Annotated in this window: 23 protein-coding genes; 15 read left to right on the top strand and 8 right to left on the bottom strand. The window is 55.3% G+C overall.

Annotation, left to right across the window (positions count from 1 at the left end; translation table 11 throughout):
- The first annotated feature begins 135 nt into the window (after nt 1-135).
- From BVC71_RS02250 to BVC71_RS02235, 4 genes are all read left to right on the top strand, one after another.
- The gene (locus BVC71_RS02250) at nt 136-1,917 is read left to right on the top strand and encodes an autotransporter assembly complex protein TamA (RefSeq protein ID WP_133064477.1); all 1,782 of its coding nucleotides are present in this window, start codon (nt 136-138) and stop codon (nt 1,915-1,917) included.
- Nucleotides 1,917-5,651, top strand: a complete 3,735-nt coding sequence (locus tag BVC71_RS02245) for a translocation/assembly module TamB domain-containing protein (protein WP_086450003.1) — start codon at nt 1,917-1,919, stop codon at nt 5,649-5,651. The genes BVC71_RS02250 and BVC71_RS02245 overlap by 1 nt, the downstream gene beginning before the upstream one ends.
- Nucleotides 5,651-6,214, top strand: coding sequence for a hemerythrin domain-containing protein (locus BVC71_RS02240; protein ID WP_086450002.1), 564 nt, complete (start codon nt 5,651-5,653; stop codon nt 6,212-6,214). The genes BVC71_RS02245 and BVC71_RS02240 overlap by 1 nt, the downstream gene beginning before the upstream one ends.
- A gap of 66 nt (nt 6,215-6,280) precedes the next feature.
- Nucleotides 6,281-6,931 carry a GntR family transcriptional regulator gene (locus BVC71_RS02235; RefSeq protein ID WP_240516751.1) on the top strand — a complete coding sequence of 217 codons (651 nt, stop codon included), beginning with the start codon at nt 6,281-6,283 and terminating at the stop codon, nt 6,929-6,931.
- Here BVC71_RS02235 and BVC71_RS02230 read toward each other — a convergent pair.
- From BVC71_RS02230 to BVC71_RS02220, 3 genes are read right to left on the bottom strand one after another with little or no spacing between them, the layout of a single operon-like run.
- Nucleotides 6,928-7,344, bottom strand: a complete 417-nt coding sequence (locus tag BVC71_RS02230) for a GNAT family N-acetyltransferase (protein WP_086450001.1) — start codon at nt 7,342-7,344, stop codon at nt 6,928-6,930. The genes BVC71_RS02235 and BVC71_RS02230 overlap by 4 nt on opposite strands.
- Nucleotides 7,341-8,636: an NAD(P)/FAD-dependent oxidoreductase gene (locus BVC71_RS02225; protein ID WP_086450000.1), complete on the bottom strand. Its 1,296-nt coding sequence runs from the start codon at nt 8,634-8,636 to the stop codon at nt 7,341-7,343. Before BVC71_RS02225 ends, BVC71_RS02230 begins: the two co-directional genes overlap by 4 nt.
- Complete coding sequence (locus BVC71_RS02220; protein WP_086450643.1) at nt 8,636-10,027, bottom strand: aspartate aminotransferase family protein; 1,392 nt, start codon at nt 10,025-10,027, stop codon at nt 8,636-8,638. Before BVC71_RS02220 ends, BVC71_RS02225 begins: the two co-directional genes overlap by 1 nt.
- A 464-nt stretch (nt 10,028-10,491) precedes the next feature.
- Here BVC71_RS02220 and BVC71_RS02215 point away from each other — a divergent pair, with 464 nt between their 5' ends.
- The 4 genes from BVC71_RS02215 (at nt 10,492) to BVC71_RS02200 (ending at nt 14,500) form a co-directional block, all read left to right on the top strand.
- A complete protein-coding gene (locus BVC71_RS02215) occupies nt 10,492-11,577 on the top strand; it encodes a polyamine ABC transporter substrate-binding protein (protein WP_086449999.1) in 1,086 nt (361 codons plus the stop codon).
- A gap of 68 nt (nt 11,578-11,645) precedes the next feature.
- Complete coding sequence (locus tag BVC71_RS02210) at nt 11,646-12,794, top strand: ABC transporter ATP-binding protein (protein ID WP_086449998.1); 1,149 nt, start codon at nt 11,646-11,648, stop codon at nt 12,792-12,794.
- 9 nt (nt 12,795-12,803) lie between these two features.
- Complete coding sequence (locus BVC71_RS02205; RefSeq protein WP_086450642.1) at nt 12,804-13,694, top strand: ABC transporter permease subunit; 891 nt, start codon at nt 12,804-12,806, stop codon at nt 13,692-13,694.
- Nucleotides 13,691-14,500 carry an ABC transporter permease gene (locus tag BVC71_RS02200; protein ID WP_086449997.1) on the top strand — a complete coding sequence of 270 codons (810 nt, stop codon included), beginning with the start codon at nt 13,691-13,693 and terminating at the stop codon, nt 14,498-14,500. The genes BVC71_RS02205 and BVC71_RS02200 overlap by 4 nt, the downstream gene beginning before the upstream one ends.
- On the opposite strand, the gene BVC71_RS02195 is transcribed toward BVC71_RS02200, so the two are convergent.
- Entirely contained in the window at nt 14,497-14,997 is a 501-nt protein-coding gene (locus BVC71_RS02195) for a DUF2478 domain-containing protein (protein WP_086450641.1), read from the bottom strand. The two genes, BVC71_RS02200 and BVC71_RS02195, sit on opposite strands and share 4 nt — an antisense overlap.
- A 61-nt stretch (nt 14,998-15,058) precedes the next feature.
- Here BVC71_RS02195 and mobA point away from each other — a divergent pair, with 61 nt between their 5' ends.
- Nucleotides 15,059-15,610: a molybdenum cofactor guanylyltransferase gene (mobA, locus tag BVC71_RS02190; protein ID WP_240516750.1), complete on the top strand. Its 552-nt coding sequence runs from the start codon at nt 15,059-15,061 to the stop codon at nt 15,608-15,610.
- On the opposite strand, the gene BVC71_RS02185 is transcribed toward mobA, so the two are convergent.
- From BVC71_RS02185 to BVC71_RS02175, 3 genes are read right to left on the bottom strand one after another with little or no spacing between them, the layout of a single operon-like run.
- Nucleotides 15,593-15,820 (bottom strand): sulfurtransferase TusA family protein, encoded by a 228-nt coding sequence (locus tag BVC71_RS02185; protein ID WP_086449995.1) that lies wholly within the window; start codon nt 15,818-15,820, stop codon nt 15,593-15,595. The two genes, mobA and BVC71_RS02185, sit on opposite strands and share 18 nt — an antisense overlap.
- On the bottom strand, nt 15,810-16,856 hold the full coding sequence (locus BVC71_RS02180) for a DUF475 domain-containing protein (protein WP_086449994.1): 1,047 nt from the start codon (nt 16,854-16,856) through the stop codon (nt 15,810-15,812). Before BVC71_RS02180 ends, BVC71_RS02185 begins: the two co-directional genes overlap by 11 nt.
- 45 nt (nt 16,857-16,901) lie before the next feature.
- Nucleotides 16,902-17,144 (bottom strand): accessory factor UbiK family protein, encoded by a 243-nt coding sequence (locus tag BVC71_RS02175; RefSeq protein ID WP_086449993.1) that lies wholly within the window; start codon nt 17,142-17,144, stop codon nt 16,902-16,904.
- A 102-nt stretch (nt 17,145-17,246) separates the two neighbouring features.
- Between BVC71_RS02175 and lgt the strand changes: the two genes are divergently transcribed.
- From lgt to BVC71_RS02155, 5 genes are all read left to right on the top strand, one after another.
- The gene (gene lgt / locus BVC71_RS02170) at nt 17,247-18,119 is read left to right on the top strand and encodes a prolipoprotein diacylglyceryl transferase (RefSeq protein WP_086449992.1); all 873 of its coding nucleotides are present in this window, start codon (nt 17,247-17,249) and stop codon (nt 18,117-18,119) included.
- Complete coding sequence (locus BVC71_RS02165) at nt 18,116-19,171, top strand: class I SAM-dependent methyltransferase (RefSeq protein ID WP_086449991.1); 1,056 nt, start codon at nt 18,116-18,118, stop codon at nt 19,169-19,171. Before lgt ends, BVC71_RS02165 begins: the two co-directional genes overlap by 4 nt.
- Nucleotides 19,168-19,920, top strand: a complete 753-nt coding sequence (gene pgeF, locus BVC71_RS02160; protein WP_086449990.1) for a peptidoglycan editing factor PgeF — start codon at nt 19,168-19,170, stop codon at nt 19,918-19,920. Before BVC71_RS02165 ends, pgeF begins: the two co-directional genes overlap by 4 nt.
- Nucleotides 19,921-20,145: 225 nt before the next feature.
- Nucleotides 20,146-20,292 carry a hypothetical protein gene (locus tag BVC71_RS15410; RefSeq protein ID WP_165767705.1) on the top strand — a complete coding sequence of 49 codons (147 nt, stop codon included), beginning with the start codon at nt 20,146-20,148 and terminating at the stop codon, nt 20,290-20,292.
- A gap of 265 nt (nt 20,293-20,557) precedes the next feature.
- Complete coding sequence (locus BVC71_RS02155; protein WP_165767704.1) at nt 20,558-21,277, top strand: Hint domain-containing protein; 720 nt, start codon at nt 20,558-20,560, stop codon at nt 21,275-21,277.
- On the opposite strand, the gene BVC71_RS02150 is transcribed toward BVC71_RS02155, so the two are convergent.
- Nucleotides 21,274-21,774 (bottom strand): Lrp/AsnC family transcriptional regulator, encoded by a 501-nt coding sequence (locus BVC71_RS02150; protein WP_086449988.1) that lies wholly within the window; start codon nt 21,772-21,774, stop codon nt 21,274-21,276. The two genes, BVC71_RS02155 and BVC71_RS02150, sit on opposite strands and share 4 nt — an antisense overlap.
- A 192-nt stretch (nt 21,775-21,966) precedes the next feature.
- Between BVC71_RS02150 and trxB the strand changes: the two genes are divergently transcribed.
- The gene (gene trxB, locus BVC71_RS02145; protein WP_086449987.1) at nt 21,967-22,911 is read left to right on the top strand and encodes a thioredoxin-disulfide reductase; all 945 of its coding nucleotides are present in this window, start codon (nt 21,967-21,969) and stop codon (nt 22,909-22,911) included.
- Nucleotides 22,912-23,189: the final 278 nt, after the last annotated feature.

The raw sequence follows: 23,189 nt of genomic DNA, 5'->3' as shown, positions 1-23,189 counted from the left end.
TAATAAACCTTAGACGGACTTGAACCTTTGAATGTTCGGGCCACAGTCTGAAACAATCATTTTGAATACGGTACAGATCATATAGACCCCGAACAAAGCGTCCGATAAACGGGCTGCACTAAAGGCGGAAAAGACGTGAATTTTAAACTACCCTTGGCAACCGGCGCCGCGATTATCGGCCTTGCCGTCCCAGCCATGGCGCAATCTTTGTCGATCAAAGTCGATGGCGCAGACATCAAAGACGTGCTGCGTAGCGCATCATTGGTTGCGACAATCATCGACAACGAAGAAGACGCGAGCACGCAAGATATCATCGCCGCCGCGCGTGCAGATTACCGCCGCATTCTGACTGGTCTATATTCCGAAGGCTATTACGCAGGGACCGTTTCAATCCTTATCGATGGTCAAGAGGCATCAAACGTCGCCCCGCTGGATGCGCCCGACACGATTGAAAAAGTCCGCTTCGACATCACGACCGGCCCAGCGTTTCGATTTGGTACAGCGGACATCGCGCCAACAACAGACACAACAGAGCTGCCCGACACATTTGCAACAGGTGAACGCGCCCGTTCCGGTGCAATTGGTGATGCAGCATCTGCTGCGATTTCTGGCTGGCGAGACGCAGGTCATCCAGTCGCGGCCGTAAGCGCACAACAAATCACCGCCCGTCATACAGATCGGATCATAAACGCGACTATCGGCATTGATCCTGGGCCTAATGCTGTTTTCGGCCCGCTCACCGTCAGCGGGAATGACGCCGTTCGCGAACGGGCCATTCGCCGTATTATCGGTTACCCCGAAGGCGCGGAATTTTCGCCGCAAACTTTGGAACAGGTCGCTGAACGTTTGCGCCGCACGGGCGCGTTTTCATCGGTGGCGATGGTTGAATCGGACACCGTGATTGACGGACAACTGCCCGTCGAAATCGAAGTCGCCGAAGCCGCCCCGCGCCGTGTCGGGTTCGGGCTAGAGCTCTCAACCGTAGACGGCCTGACTGTGTCGGGGTACTGGATGCACCGCAACTTTTTGGGCGGCGCACAGCGTTTCCGCGTCGAAGGCGAAGTATCAGGCATAGCAGGTGAAACCGGCGGCATTGATTATTCAACAGGTGTGTCGCTTTCCGTTCCACGCCCGTTTGCAATTGATACCGAACTGACGGCGTCCTTGGCCCTAAACCACGAAGACGAACCAAATTATCTGCTGGACCAGTTTTCGGGCGATGTCACCGTCACCCGTCTGTTGGAAAATGACACAGACTACAGCGTTGGTGTTGGTTTCGTAATGGCCCGATCCGAAGAGGCATCAGGCGTACGCCATTACTCGATGCTAACCTTCCCCATGACCGGCACAATTGACCGCCGCGATGATACGTTGAACCCAAAATCAGGTCAGTTTTCAACGCTGGAACTGACCCCGTTTTTAGGTACAGGCGATGTTGGATCAGGTGGGCGCGCCTATTTCGATGGCCGCATTTACCGATCTGTTGGCGAACAACAAAACGTCACCTTTGCTTTGCGCGGGCAACTGGGATCCGTTCTGGGCGTGGATGCGAATAATGCACCACCTGACTATCTGTTTTATTCAGGTGGCGGCGATAGCGTCCGCGGCGAAGGTTATAAATCGCTGGGCGTGACGCAAAACGGCGTGACCACTGGCGGGCTAAGCTTTGCGGCCGTGTCATTGGAAACCCGCGTCGACATTACAGATACAATCGGCGTTGTCGGATTTTATGACACGGGATTTGTTGGCGAAACCGAAATCCCGTTCGAAGATGGCGAATGGCAATCGGGCGCTGGCGTTGGACTACGGTACTACACAGGAATTGGCCCCATCCGACTGGACCTTGCAACCGCTGCATCGGGCGACAATGCGGGTAAATCCCTTTCAGTTTATGTTGGTATCGGGCAGGCTTTCTAATGCGTTATATCCCTATTATTCTGGTCTGCCTTTTGCCGACCGTCGCACCTGCCCAAGACCAAGAATCTGATCGCGGTCTGATCGCATCGTTTTTGCAGGACAACCTATCCGGCGCTGGCCGTCAGGTTTCGATCTACGGTTTTTCAGGCGCGCTTAGCAGTAAGGCAGAAATTGAACGTCTGACCATCGCAGATGATCAAGGCATCTGGCTGACCGCCGAAGGGTTGATTTTGGACTGGGACCGTTCCGCCCTTTTGACCGGCCGCATTGAAATTGCCGACCTATCCGCGGACGCAATCACGGTCGAACGTGCCCCCATATCCGAAACCGAACCGACTGATGTTTCAGCCACGGCCAGCACAACCCCATTCGCCTTACCCGACTTGCCCGTATCGGTGAACGTAGACAGACTGCTGATCGACACCCTAAATTTAGGCGCCCCAATTTTGGGCGAAGCGATTGCCCTGAATGTCGAAGGCGACGCCGCGCTTGCCAATGGCGAAGGATCAGCCGCATTGACCGCGTCGCGTGTGGATGGCGCGGTTGGCGTGATGGTATTCGAAGGTGCGTTTTCCAATGACACCCGCAACTTGGCCCTAAACCTGACCCTATCCGAAGGCGAAGCAGGCATTGCCGCACGACTACTGGATTTGCCCGATCTGCCGTCTGTTGATCTATCGATAACAGGCGATGCACCAATCACCGACTTTGCCGCCAACATGTCACTGGACACCAATGGCGAACGCCGACTGACCGGCGATGTCACCTTGATCACGACAACCGACGAAACCGCAGCATCGACCCGCAGTTTCGATGTCGATCTGAACGGTGATGTGACCGCGCTATTTTTGCCTGAATACCGCGACTTCTTTGGGTCAGAGGTATCGCTACGCGCCGCTGGGCATACAGAGGACGGTGGGTTCGACCTAACCACACTGGCGCTGAACACCCAATCGATGCAGCTGGTTGGATCCGCTGAAATTGGCGCATCAGGTCTGCCCGATCGCTTTGCGCTGGTTGGCCAGTTGGGACGCGATGATGACCTACCGCTACTTATGCCGATCAGCGGCGACAAAACTTACCTTTCCTCTGCATCGATCAACATTGGTTTTGATGCTGAAAAAGGCGACGAATGGACTGCCAACATTATTGCCTCAGACTTTGAACGCACTGGCATCACCATTCCCGAAATCGCGCTGACGGGTGGCGGTACAATCGCGCAATCAGGTCGTATCACTGCCGATATCGATTATGCGGCAGAAGGCATTTCCTTTGATGACGGGGCCATGTCGCAGGCTGTTGGGTCCACCGCATCCGGTGAATTGATCCTGAACTACGAACCAGATGGGCCGCTGTCCGTGGATCGCTTGACGTTGATCGGGGCTGGTGTCGATGCCAATATTTCCGCGACTGCGACATTTGGCGAAAACCCTGTCATCACAACGGATTCACAAATCACCGTTTCGGGCCTGTCGCGTTTCGCCTCTTTGGTCGAAATGCCTGACCTTAGCGGAGACGCATCGGTTGCAGTCACCGGCGACATCCTCCCCTTAACCTCGGCAGCGGATTTGTCGATTTCGGGCCAAACCAATGACCTGACGATCGGCATCGAACAGCTGGACCAAATGTTATCAGGTCAAGGTAACATTGCCGCCCGTTTCATCCGCGACACCCAAAGCACGCGGATTGAAAACCTAAACATTACAACGCCGGACACCGAATTGGCCGCGAACGCCGAATTGACAACAGACGGCGTGACGGGCGACGCGGCGTTTAGCACAATTACATCCAACCTATTGCCAGGCGCAACCGGCACCATCAGCGCCGTCGCGAAAGGTGCCCGTACAACCGAAGGCGCGATAACAGCAACCGCTGATGTGACGTTAAACAACGACACAATCACAGCGCAGTTGGATTTGCCCGCCACTGGTACGGGGCCGTTTGCAATCACTGCTGACATGTCGGACCTGTCGCAATTCGCACAAATTACTGGGCTGGATCTGAATGGCGCTGCTGACATCACTGCCGAAGGTACAGCATCATCAGATTTTGCCGCCCTGACAGCACAGATCAAAGCAAACACGCGCAACGCCGCGATTGGGACAAATGCGGTTGATACGTTGCTGAGCGGTTCAGGCTCTGTCTCTGTTCAGGTCGCCCGCGATGGCGATCAAATTGATCTGACGAACCTGAATGTGGCCTTTCCGAACGTCACAGCGACAGGCAATCTGTCCACCGACGGCGAAACGGGTACGGCCAATTACAATGCGCGCCTTGCCGACATTGGCCTATTCACACCCGATTTTTCTGGCGCCGCGACAGCATCAGGCACCGCGCAAATGGTTTCACCCAACCGTTGGGTGATCGACACGGCGCTCACTGGTCCGGGCGGAACGAATGCGGACGTTTCAGGTCAGGTCAACGGAACTGACTTGGCGATGACCGCACGCGGGTCACTGCCGCTCGCCTTGCTGAACGGCGTGTTAGAGCCGCGCCGATTGGCAGGCACAGCCGGGTTCAACCTATCCATTAATGGCCCCGCAGAGCTGTCATCGCTTGCCGGAACGATCACAATTTCCGAGGGCGAATTATCAGCCCCAACGCTGGGGCAATCGCTCACCAATGTTGCAGGCACCGCCAACCTATCGGGCGAAGCTGTACGCCTTGACCTAACCGGACGTTCGTCGAACGGCGGCAGGTTAGACGCACGCGGACGCATTGGCATGACTGGTACTTATCCGGCGGCACTGACCGTTGATTTGCGCAATCTGGTTCTGCGCGACCCAACGCTATACGAAACCACCGCCACGGGAACAATTGCGATCGACGGCCCATTGGCAGGCGGCGCATCCATCACAGGCGCTATCAATCTAGACGAAACCGAAGTACAGGTGCCGTCCTCAACCGTTGGATCATTGGGCGATTTACCTGATGTGACGCATGTCGGCGCATCAACAGTGGTCCGTCAAACGCTGGACCGTGCAGGCCTGACCGCAACCGGCCAAGAGGCATCTACGAACAGTTCGGGCGGCGCAGCCTATCCGTTGAACCTGGTGATCAATGCACCCAGCCAAATCTTTGTGCGCGGCCGCGGCCTAGACGCAGAATTGGGCGGGCAATTAACCCTATCGGGTACCACGGATCAGGTTATTCCAGCGGGACAGTTCAGCCTTATCCGTGGTCGATTGGATATCTTGCAACAGCGTTTTAACCTGACCGAAGGCAACGTGCGGATGCAGGGCGACTTTGTTCCTGTGCTGCGGTTCGTCGCAACGACCCAGACAGCAACGGATACCACCGTAAGCGTCGTGATCGAAGGCCCAGCCAGCGCACCCGAAGTCAGTTTTGAAAGCAGCCCAGAGCTGCCCCAAGACGAAGTACTATCCCAACTGATCTTTGGCCGCGATCTATCGTCGATCAGTGCGTTTCAGGCGCTACAATTGGCCAATGCCGTGAATACCTTGGCCGGACGTGGTGGCGAAGGGATCGTAGGCGCGATCCGCAAAGGTGCCGGTTTAGATGATCTAGACGTCACGACCGACGAAGACGGCAACGCCGCTGTCAGCGCCGGTAAATACATCAGCGACAACGTCTACACCGATGTAACGGTCGATGCCGCCGGCGAAACCGAAGTGAACCTGAATCTGGACATCACCAGCGATATCACCGCCAAAGGTGGGTTCGGATCGGATGGAGAAACCTCTATCGGTGTCTTTTTCGAAAGGGATTATTGATGGAAAAACTTGACCTTAAATCAAGGGAAGCTCTGCCCGACGCCCTGCGCGTTTTGTACCGCGACTATCCGCGTGATATGTGGGCAACCGATCCCAATTTTCACGGACTGGTTAGTTTCTGGCTGGATCGTCACATCATGTTCCGCCGCCTTTTGTCCGCCATGACCACCGCGACCGAAGATGTATTAGACAAAGGTGACCCCAATCGTTTTGCCGCTGCGATTTCGCAATACGGGTCTACGTTTGTTCAGCAGTTGCACGGGCACCATCAGATCGAAGACATGCACTATTTTCCGATATTGGTACAAAAAGACGCGCGATTGGTGCGGGGATTTGATATTCTGGACAAAGACCACCACGAAATCGATCCCATCCTTGCCAGCTTTGTTGACGTCGCCAACCTAGCGCTCAAATCTCTTGAAGGGCCAAAACTGATAGACGGGGCGGGTGCATTGCACAAAGAATTGGCAGTTGTAACCCGCGATTTAGACCGCCATTTGGTAGACGAAGAAGAATTGGTCGTTCCGGTCATCTTGAAATACGGCGCTGACGGGATTGAGTGATATTCGATTTGATCATTGTGTAGTTGTCGGGCAAGATTAACCGACAGCCAACAGGAGCCACCCCGCGTGACACAAGATCAGGTCAAAGAACCCGCTCACCAGATCGTTTACCGCCGATTGCGCGACATGATCCTATGCGGGGAAATGGAACCAGGCCAAGCAGTTACGATCCAAGGTTTGGTGGCCGAACTGGACGCAGGCATGACCCCCGTCCGCGAAGCGATCCGCCGCCTGACATCCGAACACGCGCTGGAATTCAAAGGCAACCGCCGCGTTGGCCTACCGATCCTGAGCCGCACAGAAATTGATCAAATCGCCTTTGCGCGGTTGGCACTGGAACCGCAACTGGCCGAATGGGCCGCCGAAAAAGCCACGGCCGACGATATTGCCGCGCTAGAGGCGATCGACAGTGATTTGAACCGCGCAATCGACCGTGGTGATATTCAGACGTATCTGATCCAGAACTACCATTTCCATCGCACGCTCTATGCCGTGTCGCAGGCTGAAACGGTGATGGCACTGGCGGATGCGTTGTGGCTTCGTATGGGTCCATCGCTGCGCGTCATGCGTGGACGTTTCGGCACGGCGACATTGGATGACAGACACGCAGACGCCATTGCCGCGCTAAAGGACGGCGATACAGCAGGCGTCGCAACCGCGATCCGTTTGGACATTGAACAAGGGTTCAACCAGATCCGCCTGTCGCTAAAAGACTAAGGTTTTTCGAAATAGATACGGTCGAACCCGTCCTCGGACCGTTTGTCGGTGATCCGATACCCGCAGGCCTGATAGAACCTGATGTTGCGGATCATCTTGGCATTGGTCAGCAGACGGATGGGTTTGCCGCCCGCCACGTCATCGCAATGCTGCATGATCTGGCGTCCGTACCCCTGCCCTTGGGCCGCTGGAGACACGGCGATGGTTTTCACCTCTAGATGATCATCGTGGCGTTTCAAAACCATGACGCCGCAATCATCGATCAACCAAACGATCCCTTGATTGATCAGGGCCGCATAGTCATCGGTCATGGGTGCAGGTTCGCGCCCAATGTCCACGATGTAGGGGGAAAAGGCGTCGCGCACGATGTGCTGGATCGCGGGCAAATCGCCCTGCGTTGCCAGACGGATCACAGTTTGTCCATCAGACCAAACCACACCATCCCCAGCACCAATAGCGGTTTGCGCAATGACGCGCCCCCTGGAAACTGCGGGGTTGGCACCTGTGCCATGACGTCAAACTGTTCGGCCTGCCCTGCGATGGCTGCCGCAGCGACTTTGCCCGACATGGTGGCCAGCGCCACGCCATGACCGCTGAACCCTGATAACGACAGCACATTTCCAGACAGACGTTCGACATGCGGCAGACGGTTCATCGTGATGCCCAACGTTCCGCCCCACGCGTAATCGATCCGCGCGTCCGCCAGTTGCGGGAAAATCTGCGACATCGGTTGACGAACGGTCGAGGCGATGTCGGCAGGGAATTTATACCCATAGCTTTCGCCACCACCGAACAGCATACGATTATCATCCGACAGACGGAAATAGTTGATGACGTATTTGCTGTCTGCGACGCAGTGATTGTTTTTCAGCACCGCGTCAGGATCGTCCAACGGCTCGGTCGCGATGATAAAGTTATTGATCGGCATGACCCGCGCGGCAACCTGCGACTGCATTTTGCCCAGATAGCCGTTACAGCCCATCACCACGAATTTCGCGCGGATTTTAGCGGCGTCCGTGTGAACGATGGCTGGATCGCCTTCTTCGACATAGGACACGCGGGATTGTTCATAGAACGTCACGCCCAGATCGACGCAGGCCCGCGCAAGGCCGAGCGCAAACCGCAGCGGGTGGATATGCCCGCCGCCCATATCGATGGCGCCGCCATGATAGGCAGGCGAACGACATAGGTCATACAGTTCGTCGCGGTCCAATTTCCGCAGCTTGTCATAGCCGTATTCAGCGTTGATTTTGTCGACGTAGGCGTGGGTATCGGCAACGAAACGGGCTCGGTGGTCAGCCTCGATCACGCCATCAACCCAGCCCGCGCCGCAATCATATTCGGCATCCAGATCCCGCAACACGCGCACGGATTCCTGACTAATGTCCCACAGCTGACGGGCCATATCGCGGCCGACCAGTTTTTCCAATTCGTCCTGATGGATACGCTGACCGCCAGACACCTGCCCGCCATTGCGGCCCGATGCGCCAAAGCCTATGCGCTGCGCCTCGATCACTGTCACCTGATAACCACGTTTGGCTAGATGCAGCGCTGTGGACAGGCCCATAAACCCCGCCCCGATCACGCAGACATCTGCCGTCAGGTCGCCCTGCGCGGATGGAAAAGGCGCCAGCGGTTCAGAGGTCGCGGCATAGTAACTGGCCGGATATTCACCCGGCCGGTCGTTGGCAGTCAGCACATCCATTATGCAGCCTCGAACAATCCGGCTGCTTTGATTTTCTCATACGCTTCGTCCAGCGATTTGCGAGCGCGTTTGATCAGTTCATCGACTTCGTCGCGGGTGATAACCAACGGAGGCGATACAACCATACGGTCGCCCACGTGGCGCATGATCAGGTCGTTGCCGAAACAGCATTCGCGGGTCATGTAACCGATGGTGCCTGCTGGCGATTTGAACACTGCGCGGGTGTCTTTGTTCGGGGTCAGCGCCAGCGACGCCATCATACCAACGATTTTCGTATCGCCCACCATCGGGTGATCGCCCAGCGCGTGCCACTGTTCAGCCAGATAAGGCGCGATGTCGTTTTTCACGTAATCGACCAGATTCATGTCTTCCATGATGCGCAGGTTTTCCAGCGCAACAGCCGCCGCCACAGGGTGACCCGAATAGGTATAGCCGTGGTTGAATTCTACGGTGTCGATGACCGACGCGACCTTGTCCGACACAATCGAAGCAGCGATCGGGATATAGCCAGATGACAAACCCTTAGCCGTGGTGATGATGTCAGGTTTGGTGCCGTAGTATTCGAAACCAAACCAGTTACCTGTGCGGCCGAAACCGCAGATCACCTCGTCCGAGATGAACAGGATGCCGTATTTGTCGATAATACGCTGGACTTCAGGCCAATAGGTGTCAGGTGCAACGATCACGCCGCCTGCACCCTGCACGGGTTCACCAATAAATGCGGCAACCTTTTCTGGGCCGATTTCCAAGATGGCGTCTTCCAATTCGCGGGCACGGGCCAGACCGAATTCTTCTGGGGTCATATCGCCACCTTCCAACCAGTAGTTCGGCTGGTTGATGTGGTGGATGCCCTGAATGATGCCGCCCTGCGAATGCATGCCCGCCATACCGCCAAGGCTCATGCCCGCCATGGTCGATCCATGGTAGGCGTTTTTACGGCTGATCACGACCTGACGATCTGGTTCGCCCTTGGCGTGCCAATAAGCGCGGACCATGCGCAGATTTGTATCGTTCGCTTCGGAACCAGAGTTCGCAAAGAACACGTGGTTCAGATCACCCGGCGCGATTTCGGCCAGTTTATTCGCCAGTTGGATGACTGGCACGTGGGTCGTTTGAAAGAACGTGTTGTAGTAAGGCAGCTCTTTCATCTGCTGGGCTGCGACCTCGGCCAGGCTATCGTGACCATAACCGATGTTCACGCACCACAGACCAGCCATGGCGTCCAGAATGCGGTGACCTTCGCTATCGGTCAGCCAAACACCTTCAGCGCGGGTGATCACGCGCGCGCCTTTTTCAGCAAGGCCAGCGCCTTGGGTAAATGGGTGCATGTGGTGGGCGCTATCCAGCGCTTGCAATTCGGCAGTTGGGGTTTGGGTACTGATTAGGGTCATGTCGGCCTCCGGACGTGTGGTCGCCTGAAAAATGGGAAACTCCGCAGCGTTCGACTGCGGTTCACCTTGGACCATAGGAATGGCCAGAAACAGGGTCAAGGGATTTTGATCAAATTGCCAATTTTCCCTACCCACGCGCGTTTAAAGATTCGCCATAAATTTTACTGAATTTTGAACAAACTACCCGCACGCTGTGCAATTTCGCGCCAAACGATCCAAAGATTCCATTGTAAAACAAAGCTTTCAAAATCCGCATCGCGATAGGAAACCAAGGCTATAAACGCCCGTTTTTTCAGCCAACTACCCGCAATGTGCAAAACATTTCATCACCGCTCCTTGTTTTTTTCGTCACAACGTGGCGGGATGAATTCGGGCCCTGCACGACAGAAAACTTGCAGGCTAGGCTAATTTTGATCAAATTAGGAAAAAGCCCACAAAAAGGGCGTCCAACTTGGGAGTATATAATGAAACACATCTGGCTACCTATGACGGCTGCTGCAGCGATCATCGCATCGACCGCATCCGCCGAAGAAGTCCGCGTTTATAACTGGTCGGACTATATCGACGAAGAACTGCTGACCCAATTCGAAGAAGAGACGGGTTACGAACTGATCTATGACGTGTTCGATTCGAACGAAGTGTTGGAAACCAAAATGCTGGCTGGCGGTTCGGGTTACGACATTGTTGTTCCTACTGGCACCTTCCTTCAGCGTCAGATCACAGCAGGCGCATTCCAGCCGCTGGATAAATCGCAACTGCCGAACATCGAAAACATGTGGGCCGATATCGAGGCACGCACCGCGACCTACGACCCTGACAACGCCTATTCGATCAACTACATGTGGGGCACCACAGGTATCGGCGTGAACACTGGCAAAGTGGCCGAAATTCTGGGCGAAGACGCCCCGATCAACAGCCTTTCGCTGATTTTCGATCCTGCCAATGCGGAAAAACTGGCAGAGTGCGGCATTCAATTGCTGGACGCACCAACCGAGATCATCCCAGCGGCGCTGGCTTATGCCGGTCTGGACCCAGACGCCAAAGACCCTGAATCGCTCGCCAAAGCAGAAGAAGTTCTGATGGCGATCCGCCCTTACATCCAGAAATTCCATTCGTCCGAATACATCAACGCATTGGCGAACGGCGAAATCTGTGTGGCTGTCGGTTGGTCGGGTGACGTTCTGCAAGCGCGCGACCGTGCATGGGAAGCCGATAACGGCATCGAAATCGCCTACAACGCCCCAGTTGAGGGGTCGCTAATGTGGTTCGACCAAATGGCAATTCCTGTTGATGCGCCGAACCCCGAAGGCGCGCACGCATTCCTGAACTTTATCATGGATGCTGAAAACATGGCTGCTGCGTCGAACTATGTTTATTACGCAAACGGCAACCTAGCGTCTCAGGAATTCCTGATCGAAGATGTCAGCGGCGATACTGCAATCTACCCAGATGCAGATACCCTAGAAGAGCTGTACACAGTCACCCCATTCGGCCCAGCAGAGCAGCGCCTGCTCACACGCCTGTGGACCAAGGTTAAATCCGGCGTCTAATTCGGCCTAACTATTAGCCCCGCGCGACCAGATCGCGCGGGGCACATTATTTTCTACAGGACATTTTCATGGCCCAACCGACCCGTCCCGCGTCAGCCCAGACCGTTTTCGCACCGTGGACTGACCCGACCGCACAGCCGCTGATCCAGTTTAAAAATGTGACCAAACAATTCGGCGATTTTACCGCCGTCGATGATTTGACGATCAACATTTATGAACGCGAATTCTTTGCGCTGCTTGGGCCATCTGGCTGCGGCAAAACCACGTTGATGCGGATGCTGGCAGGGTTTGAAAATCCGACCCACGGGGAGATTCTGTTGGGCGGCAAAAACATTGTGCCTGTCCCGCCAAACCAGCGCCCCGTGAACATGATGTTCCAGTCCTATGCGCTGTTCCCGCATTTGTCGGTTTGGGAAAACATCGCCTTTGGCCTGAAACGCAGCGATATGCCCAAAGACCAGATTGGCGACCGCGTGGCGGAAATGCTGCGCCTGACCCGCATGGAAAAATTCGCGAAACGCAAACCGCACCAAATTTCAGGCGGTCAGCGTCAACGCGTTGCGCTGGCCCGTTCGCTGGCCAAAGCGCCGAAACTGTTGCTTCTGGATGAACCATTGGGCGCGCTGGATAAAAAGCTGCGCAATGACACTCAGTTCGAACTGATGGACATTCAGGAAAAGACGGGCACCACATTCGTCATCGTCACCCACGACCAAGAAGAGGCAATGACCGTCGCATCGCGCGTCGCCGTTATGGACGCGGGCAAAATGATTCAGGTCGATACCCCCGCAGGGATATATGAGGCGCCGAACAGCGTCTATGTGGCCGATTTCATCGGTGACGTTAACATCATCGAAGGCAACGCATCCGTCAGCGGCGAAAAGGTTGATGTCCATTTTGCCGAAGGCGTCGATCCGATCCACGCGGTGACAGACAAACCGATCACTGATGGACAACGCGTATCCTATGCGGTGCGCCCCGAAAAAATCTCGGTCGATCGTGAACCTTTGGCGGACCGCGCCAACCACGTCAAAGGCAAGGTCGAAGACATCGGTTATCTGGGCAACGTATCCACCTATCACGTGCGCCTGCCGTCTGGGCAATTGGTCAGCGCGCTGATGACCAACTCGCGCCGTTTGGCCCGCCGTGATTTCACGTGGGAGGACGAAGTTTGGCTATCATGGACCGACACCGCCGGCGTCGTCCTGACGGAGTAAACCATGACCCTGCGCCGTTTCATCCTGATCGCCATACCTTTTTCATGGCTGCTGCTGTTTTTTCTGGTCCCGTTTATCGTCGTCCTGAAACTATCGCTGTCTGACCCTGCGATTGCCATTCCGCCTTATACTCCGACGCTGGACCCATCTAGCGGCTGGGCGGGGATCAAATCGTTCTTTGGGCAGTTGGATTTCGACAACTTCACCTTCCTGACGCTCGATCCGCTGTATTACACGGCCTATCTATCGTCGCTAAAGATCGCGGTTATTTCGACGATGCTGACATTGCTGGTCGCGTTTCCGATGGCCTACGGAATGGCCCGCGCGCCTGAACAATGGCGCCCTACCCTGATGATGCTGGTCATCCTGCCGTTCTGGACGTCGTTCCTGATCCGCGTATACGCGTGGGTCGGTATTCTAGGGAAAGAAGGTTTCCTAAACATGGTGCTGATGTGGATCGGCATTATTGATGAACCTCTGACCATCCTGAACACCAATATCGCGGTCTATATCGGCATCGTTTACACCTATCTGCCGTTCATGATCCTGCCGATCTATTCGACGCTGGAAAAACTGGACATGTCCCTGATCGAAGCGGCCGAGGATTTGGGCTCTACCCGTGCCCAAGCGTTCTGGCTGATCACCGCGCCGCTATCCCTGCCGGGCGTGATTGCAGGCTGTTTTCTGGTCTTTATCCCAGCCTTGGGTGAATTCGTGATCCCATCGCTATTGGGCGGTTCGGATACGCTAATGATTGGTAAGGTCCTGTGGGACGAATTCTTTGCCAACCGCGACTGGCCATTGGCGTCGGCGGTGGCTGTAGTTCTGCTTATGATCTTGATCGTTCCGATCATCCTGTTTCAACGCAACCAGCAAAAACAGATGGAGGCGGACCAATGAAAAAGCCAAGTTGGTTCAATATCACGTCGCTGACTTTGGGGTTTGCGTTTTTGTACATCCCCATGCTGGTGCTGATCGCCTATTCGTTCAACGGAGGCCGGTTGGTCACCGTATGGGCGGGGTTTTCCACGAAATGGTACGGTGAACTGTTATCGAACGAAGCGTTTCTGGATGCAGCATGGGTAACCCTGCGCGTGGCCGTTGCGACAGCCACCCTAGCTACTGTGCTGGGCACGTTGGCGGGGTATGTTCTGGTACGCGGCGGACGGTTTATGGGCCGCACGTTGTTTGCAGGGATGGCCTATGCGCCGTTGGTGATGCCAGACGTGATTTTGGGTCTATCGCTGTTGCTGCTGTTCAAAACCATGTTCAGCAGCATGGGCATGACGACCGTGATCCTCGCGCACACCACATTCGCGATGTGTTACGTATCCGTCGTAGTGTCATCGCGCCTGATGTCGTTCGACCGTTCGATTGAAGAAGCCGCCGCTGATCTAGGCGCAACCGCGTTCGACACGTTCAAATCGGTGACATTGCCAATCATTTTCCCTGCGGTTTTGTCGGGTTGGTTGCTGGCGTTTACCCTGTCACTGGACGATCTGGTGATCGCGTCTTTTGTTACGGGTCCAGGCGCAACAACCCTGCCGATCAAGATTTTTTCGGCTGTGCGTTTGGGCGTTTCGCCTGAAATCAATGCGCTTTCGACCATCATGATCGGTATCGTGACAATTGGCGTCATCACGTTTTCCGTCATCAACAAACGTCAGATTGCCCAACGTTTGCGCGATGAAAAAATGGCGGGTTAACCGCGAATAATGCGGCGGGCCCAATCTAGGACCGCCGCAGGATCGTTTGGTAGCTCTTCGCCAATACCGCCGGTGAATTCGTGAAACGCAGGCAGTGTTTCATCACGCACCGCCATCAGAACGGGGATATCGCGGGCCAGTGCTTCGGCCACAATGGGGCGGAACCCGCGGCCATCGGCCTCTTGTTTGCCGAACTTATTAGCCAGCAGGAATGTAGCGCCATCCAGTGACGACTGAGCGATGCCAACGGCCTCTTCCAATGCGCTGGCATCCAAACGGCAACCAGAAGAAAGCGGCCCAAGGTCCTGACTGATGCGAATGATCTGCCCCGACGGGATTATATGCAGATCCATATGATAGGGCGATCCGTCTTGAGGGTCGTCATTGATCTGGCAAGCCCCCGCAACGCGCACGCCATCGCCTGTCAGCTCTTGCGCGACATGAACAAGAGTCGGGTTGGCGGTGACTGTTTTCGTTGCAATGACGTAGCCGAGCATATTGTCCCTTTCGCATACATGCGGCACGATGCCAGCGCAAAACCGATTTGGAAAGCCAAAGATGACCCTACCCGCCATGATCCTTGCCGGTGGCAGCGCAACCCGAATGGGCGGCGGGGATAAACCGCTGCTGGAATGGCGCGGGCGGGATTTGATTGATTGGGTTCTGGACGATCTGCGCGGCATGGCGGGGCCCATCGCGATAAATGCGCAACACGGGCCGCAATGGGACCGTTTTGGATTGCAGGTCGTGCCTGATACGATTGCCGATTGCGGGCCATTGTCAGGCATTCACACTGCGATGCAATGGGCATCGCAGGCGCGGCACGTGCTGGTGGTTGCGGGTGACACCATCCGCCTGCCGCGCGATCTGACGGCGCGCTTGGGGACAGGGCCAGCATATGCAGCGTCGTATCAGGGTGATGAATGGCGGGCGCATCCGACGATAGGCATTTGGCCAACCGATTTAGCGGCGAATTTGGCCGAACGGTTAATCGCGGGGGATCGCCGCGTGATGAAATGGGCCAGCGCCGTCGGCGCGACCGAGGTGCGGTTCGAGGGCGACTATTTCCGCAATTTCAACACCCCCGAGGATTTAGCCGCGGCGGATTAGGTAGACCTGCCCCTGATCCGTGTCCGTACATGACAGTAGTTCATGGCCTGCTTCGCGGCAGAATGAAGGCATATCGATTTGAGCCATCGCGTCGGTTGCGGTGATTTGCAGGATTTCCCCCACCGCCATGTCGTTCAGCACCTTTCGCGCGCGCAAAACGGGCAGCGGGCACAAAAGGCCAATGGCATCTACAATCCGATCAGGCTTCATGTTTATTCGCCTGCAGTGATGCCCAGAACGACGCGCCGATTAGAACGGCGCCGATCAGGCCAGTGAAAGCCTCTGGCACGTGGAATTCGACGTGGGCGAACATGACCAAAGCCAAAACAAGGATCGACCAGAACGCACCGTTTTCAAGGTATTTGAATTCGTTCAAAGTGCCTTTTTCGACCAGCATGATCGTCATCGAACGTACGTACATCGCGCCGATGCCTAGACCAATCGCGATAATGAACAGGTTCTGTGTCAAAGCGAAAGCTCCGATCACGCCATCGAAACTGAACGATGCGTCCAGTACCTCTAGGTACAAAAACGCGCCCAGACCGGCCTGACCGACGGCTTTTTTGCCGGCGTGATTGTCCAGATATTGCCCCAGAACATCGACCAACAAGAACGTCAGCAGCCCCCAGATCGCCGATTGCAGGAACACGATCCCTGTGCGGTCATCGAAAAGGTTCGACAGGATGGTAATCACACCGATCACGATGGTGACGACCAGCAGCTTCGCCCCCGCGACTTTGACCATCAGGCGTTCAACACCGGGCAGCCAGTTCACATCTTTGTCGGGGTCAAAGAAATAGGACAGCGCGACCATCATCAGGAACGTGCCGCCAAAGGCGCTGATCGGGATGCGGGCGCCCTCCATTATGTGGGCGTATTGTTCGGGGCGGGCCCAAGCCAGTTCGATTGCCGCCCAAGGGCCGATTTTCGCGGCGATGCAGACCACTGCCAGCGGGAAAACAATGCGCATACCAAAGACAGCGATCAAAATGCCCCACGTCAAAAACCTCTGCTGCCATTTGTGGGACATATCCCGCAGTTTGTTGGCGTTCACGATCGCATTGTCGAAGGACAGCGATATTTCAAGGACAGACAGAACCGCCGTGATGAACAACACGTTCAACATACCGCTGACAGTGCGGTGAACGGACCACCCCAAAAAGGCAGATAGAACTAAACCGCCCGCGGTCACAGCAAAGGCAAGCGTAAAGTACCGCAAAGCGGGTTTAGAGGAAGTCATTGACATGATGCGCCATGTAAAAACGCCGCCCAGATCGGACGGCGCGGGAAATTATTTATCGGCTTCGAGAGCGTCGAGCCGCGCCTTGAGCGCCTCGTTCTCTTCGCGGGCTTTCTGGGCCATTGCGCGGACAGCGTCAAATTCTTCGCGCGTTACGAAATCGCGGTCGGCCAGCCAACGATCCAACATGGATTTCATCGCGTTTTGCGCCTCATCCTTGGCACCTTGGGCGACGCCCATCGCGTTGGTCATCAATTGGGACATATCGTCCAGAAATTTATTGCGGGTCTGCATGTCAGCCTCCGATCAGTGTTGTCACCTATATGGAGTGTCGCCGCGAAAGGAACAACCCCATGACAGGTTGACTCTAACGATTTGGCGCAGCAGACATTGCCCATGTTTGCTGCACTTGCCTTTCCCAATATCTCTCCTGAGTTGATTTCATTCCCGATATTCGGATTCGAATTTGCGCTGCGTTGGTACGCGCTGGCCTATATCGTTGGAATCGCGATTGGATGGTGGTTGATCCTGCGCGCGCTGGCCCGTCCTGCGCTGTGGGGCAAATACGACCCGCCCATGACAGGCAAACAGTTAGAGGACCTGTCGACCTACATCATCATCGGCGTGATTTTGGGCGGCCGTTTGGGGTACGTGCTGTTTTACAGGTTCAGCTATTACATGGCGAACCCGTCAGAGATTTTGCAGGTCTGGCAAGGCGGCATGTCATTCCACGGCGGGTTTCTGGGCGTTATCGTCGCAACCGCCATCTATGCGCGAGTCAAAGGCCTGCGGCTGGGGTCGGTCGCAGACTGCATGGCAATGGCCGCGCCAATTGGCCTGATGCTGGGCCGTTTGGCCAATTTCATTAACGCCGAATTGTGGGGCCGCGTCACGGACGTGCCGTGGGCCGTTGTTTTCCCAGGCGAAGCGGCGCAATCATGCCTGCTGCCCATCTGTGCGCGTCACCCATCGCAGCTGTATGAGGCCGCATTGGAAGGCCTGATTTTAGGCAGCGTGATCCTGTGGACCGTGTTCCGCAAAGGTGGATTGGGCAAACCGTGGTTGGTCACGGGGATATTCTTTGCGGGGTATGGCATCTCGCGTTTTATCGTGGAATTTTTCCGCCAGCCCGATGCGCAGTTCCAAACGGTGGATAATCCACTAGGATTGGCATTGCAGGTGGGCGGTTATGGCCTGACCATGGGGCAAATCCTGACGATCCCGATGATCGCAATTGGCGCGACCCTGATCCTGAGGGCACGCAAATGACCGCTCTGACAGATATACTGAAACGGCGGATTGCGACCACCGGCCCGATCACCATCGCCGATTATATGACCGAGGCGTTGCTGCACCCCGAACACGGCTATTACACCACCCGCGACCCGCTTGGAGCGGCGGGTGATTTCGTAACAGCGCCCGAGATCAGTCAGATGTTCGGCGAAATGATCGGACTGTGTCTGGCGCAAGCGTGGATCGACCAAGGCCGCCCCAAAGGCGTGCTGGCAGAATTGGGCCCCGGACGTGGAACGCTGATGCACGACGTCCTGCGCGCGACCAAAGCCGTGCCAGGGTTTCACGACGCGTTGGATCTGCATTTGGTAGAGGCATCGCCCGTTCTAGCCGAAGCACAAGCGGCGCGACTGCCCGTTGTTCAGTCCCATGCCCGCGCCGCTGATCTGCCGGATGCGCCCTTGTTCCTAATTGCCAACGAATTTTTCGACGCCCTACCGATCCGTCAGTTTATACGCGACGGAAATAGCTGGCGCGAACGAATGGTCGGCCTAACCGATGGCGCGCTTGCATTCGGCCTGTCATCCCCTGCCCCGTTGGCCATGCTAGAACACCGTTTAGACGACACCAAAGACGGCGATTTAGTTGAAATCTGCCCAAGTGCAGCGCCAATCACGCAAGACATTGGCAACCGCATCGCACAACACGGTGGAGCTGCGATTATCATCGATTACGGTGATTGGCGGTCATTGGGTGACACGTTCCAAGCGCTAAAGGATCACGAAACGATCGATCCATTGACCGCACCGGGTTCGGCAGACCTGACAGCGCATGTTGATTTTGAAACTATTGCAGCGGCCTGTTCACCTGCCCGTCACACGCGCCTATCAACGCAAGGCGTATTTCTGGAACGTCTAGGTATTACCGCCCGAGCGCAGGCCCTTGCGCAAACTATGAGCGGCGATAAGCTGCAATCGCATATCGCGGCGCATCGACGCTTGACCCACCCTGCAGAAATGGGTGACCTGTTCAAAGTGATTGGCATTTTGCCGAACAACGCCCCTGCTATTGCTGGTTTAGAATTATGACGCTGGAAATCATCACCCACGACAGATTGGCCCCAGTGATGCACGGGTTCTTTACCCGTAAGGGTGGCGCATCATCGGGGGTTTTCGCGGGCCTCAACTGTGGCGGTGGCAGCAGTGACCAAATGGAATGCGTCACAATAAACCGATCACGCGTGGCCGATGCCATGGGCGTTGACGCATTGGTGGGCGTCCATCAGGTGCATTCCGCCGATGTTGCGACCATCACTGAATTCACGACCGAAAAACCCGAAGCAGACGCGATCGTCACTGCAACGCCGGGTATCGCCATTTCGATCCTGACCGCAGATTGCCAACCGGTTTTATTCGCCGATACCGAAAACGGCGTCATCGGCGCGGCACATGCCGGATGGAAAGGCGCGCTATCGGGCGTTTTGGACCGTACCGTTGATGCGATGTTGGAGCTTGGTGCGAAACGCGACTCTATCACCGCAATCATCGGCCCCAGCATCAGCCAGCGCGCCTATGAAGTCGGACAAGAGTTTTTCGACAAATTCGCCGATGAAGATCCCGAATACACCCGTTTCTTTGTGAATGGCACAAAAGACGGCAAGTATATGTTTGACCTGCCCGCCTTTGGATTGATGCGCCTACGGGACGCAGGGGTCGGCCATGCGGAATGGACGCGGCACTGCACCTATTCTGATCCAGAACGATTCTACAGCTTCCGCAGAACGACCCATAACCAAGAGGCAGATTATGGCCGATTGATTTCGGTTATTCGGCTATAATTGGGGCAAAGCTGCCTTATTTGACGAAAACAATACCCGTTTTTGTTGGCGCATTGTTTCCACATTTAAATATTATCAATAAAATTCAATGACTTAGAAAATACCCACTGCATTTTCTGAATTTTTATCGGTTTTGCATATTCCTGCCCTAGTGCTGCCGCGTGTTGGGGGCAAATTAATCTCAACGCCGCAAACGGCACAGCAAACAAAGCAGAGGACAGAGCGATGAAAAACAAACGTTGGTTGGAAAACATGATCAAAGCATCCGAAGACACCACCGTTCGTATGCCATGGGAACGCGGACTGCGCCGCGAAGCCATGATCGCCCGTCGCAATGCCAAAGAGGCCGCCCCTAAAGCGCGCGCTGCTTAATCAATTACTCTCCCCTCGTGAAACTTGGGCGGCCATTGGCCGCCTTTTTTCGTTTATTGATTCGCGGCCGAGCGCGTCCAAATGTGGCCAATTACCCCGCCGTTGCAGAACAATAGCCACCCACAGCCCTAGATTGATCCACCAGAAGCCTGCAATCAAAGCCAGATTTGACAAGTCGGGCCAATTTCTGCCACATTGTCAGCAAGTTAAGCGACCCGATGTTGTCGGTGGGGGCCGACAGCGGGTGAACCATTTAGGTGATCCCATGTACACGCCCTCGGACAACCGCATTATCGGTTATCAGCATACCTCTCCGGTTTCTCAGGACCGGATCGCTCGGAAAGACGGGCGACTTCAGCGCAACCGGCCTCTTATGCGCACTTACGAAGTCGCCTATCTGACCTCTTCTGGTGACATTGAAACCTTTCAGCGGCTCGCGCCTGCAATCCCTATATTTGAAACTGCCTTTTCGGCATTTGCCCGCGGATTGGTGTTAACGACTCGCTATGGCGCTGTCGCGATCGAAGACTTGCTGCCCGGAGATGAGGTACGCGATGTTGACGGGCATTTCCACGAGCTGCGCTGGAAAGGCGCGATTACAGTCGTTCCGCAAGAAAACCAAACAAAACATCTGGTCCGTATTACCGCAGACAGTCTCGGGCCGATGCGCCCATCAAACGACATAATGGTGGGCCCCGCCGCACGACTAGCGGATGGTTCGGAAAAAGCCGCAAATGATCTGATTGATGACAGCGGCGTCATCGACATCACACCGATGCGCCCAACACAACTGTTTCACCTTGTGTTCGACAGGCAATGCGCCATCGATGCCCAAGGCATCGCACTGCACAGCTATCACCCTGGGGCGCGGCACAGCTTTGGCCTACAAGGGCCGCGTTTATCGCTATTTTTAGAGCTATTTCCCCATATCGAACGTTGGTCCGATTTCGGACCCGCCCAATCTAGGTTAGCCAAAGCGGCTTAGGCGTCGCGCGCCAGCCGCTCTTCCAATACATCGAAAGGCACGCCCGGTTCATCCTTAGCACCGCGGATGACAAGCGATGTTTTTACGTTCGCAACGTTGTCCGCAGTCAGCAATTCACCCGTTAGAAAACTTTGGAATGTACGCAGATCTGGGGCCACACATTTTAGGATGAAATCAACTTCACCGTTCAACATGTGGCATTCGCGAACCAGCGGCCAATGACGGCATTTTTCTTCGAAGGCCGACAAATCGGATTCAGCCTGTTTATGCAGGCCGACCATCGCGAACACCTGCACCTCGAAACCCAACTCGCGGCTATCGACGTCGGCATGATATCCGCGAATGTAACCCTGTTCTTCCAAAGTACGCACACGGCGCAGGCACGGAGGCGCGGAAATTCCAACACGTTTGGCTAATTCAACGTTGGTCATTCGACCGTCCGCCTGCAATTCAGCTAGGATCATACGATCGATTTCGTCGAGTTTGCTGCCTGGCATTGCCTACCCCAAAAGAAAGTTTCGCAAACACTACGACCAAAGCCGCATCTGCGCAACATTATTTCACATCTGCGCAAGATCATTACGCAGAGAATTTTACATCACGAATGGATATGAGTTGCCTTTGCCCCCTTTCAGGACTCGGGCCGCATGGCTATATCGGGGCAAACAGATAATGAAAAGAGGGCTGCCATGTCTGAGACGCGCCACACCAAAGTATTGATCATCGGTTCCGGCCCTGCAGGTTACACCGCAGGCGTTTACGCAAGCCGCGCAATGCTGAACCCTATTCTGGTACAGGGCATGGAACCTGGCGGCCAGCTGACCACCACCACCGACGTTGAAAACTGGCCCGGTGAAAAAGCGATCCAAGGCCCGCAGTTGATGGTCAACATGGAAGAGCACGCTCGCGAAATGGGCTGTGAAATCGTGATGGACATGATCAGCGAACTGGACCTGCAACAGCGTCCGTTCGTTGCCAAAGGCGACACAGGCACCACCTACACCGCAGACGCTGTTATTCTGGCAACGGGAGCACGTGCGAAATGGTTGGGTCTGGACTCCGAAGAAGCCTACAAAGGTTTCGGCGTTTCGGCGTGTGCAACCTGTGACGGTTTCTTTTACCGCGGACAGGAAATCGTTGTTGTTGGCGGCGGCAACACAGCCGTCGAAGAGGCACTGTTCCTGACCAACTTTGCAACCAAAGTGACATTGATCCACCGCCGCGATTCATTGCGCGCCGAAAAAGTTCTGCAGGACCGCCTGTTCAACCACCCCAAGGTCGAAATCATGTGGGACCACCAGTTGGAAGAAGTCGTTGGCGAAGGCGACCCCAAAGGTGTTTCGGGTGTGAAAGCCAAAAACGTGAAAACAGGCGAAATCGTGGACGTGCCAGCCAAGGGCGTGTTCATAGCTATCGGCCACGCACCAGCCTCTGAATTGGTCAAAGACCAGCTGGAAACCTACAACGGCGGCTACGTCAAAGTGAAACCAGGCACGACTGAAACCTCGATCCCTGGCGTGTTCGCAGCAGGCGATTTGACCGACGACAAATACCGTCAGGCCGTTACCTCGGCGGGTATGGGCTGTATGGCTGCGCTGGACGCGGAACACTATCTGGCTGCACTCGAATCCTAATTCACAGCATTCCAGACACATCGACCCGAAGCGCCGCAAATTTTGCGGCGCTTTTTCGTTCCGATATCGAAACAAAAAATCTGATTTTGCAGGTCTATTTCCCAATAGAGGCGATAGGACGGAACAAATGTTCCCGATGCATCGAAAAACGTGCTTTTACAGTCCAGATTGCGCCGTTTTGCCCACACAGCATCCCTTTTGGGTCGATATCTGGCAATTAGGCTTGAAACAGGGTGCATTGGGGGCGTAGGTCGGGCGCAAATCAGCCAAGTGTATAT

The sequence above is a fragment of the Marivivens niveibacter genome (genome assembly GCF_002150005.2).
GTDB classification, from domain to species: Bacteria; Pseudomonadota; Alphaproteobacteria; order Rhodobacterales; family Rhodobacteraceae; genus Marivivens; species Marivivens niveibacter.
This window is presented reverse-complemented; position numbering and strand designations above follow the sequence as displayed.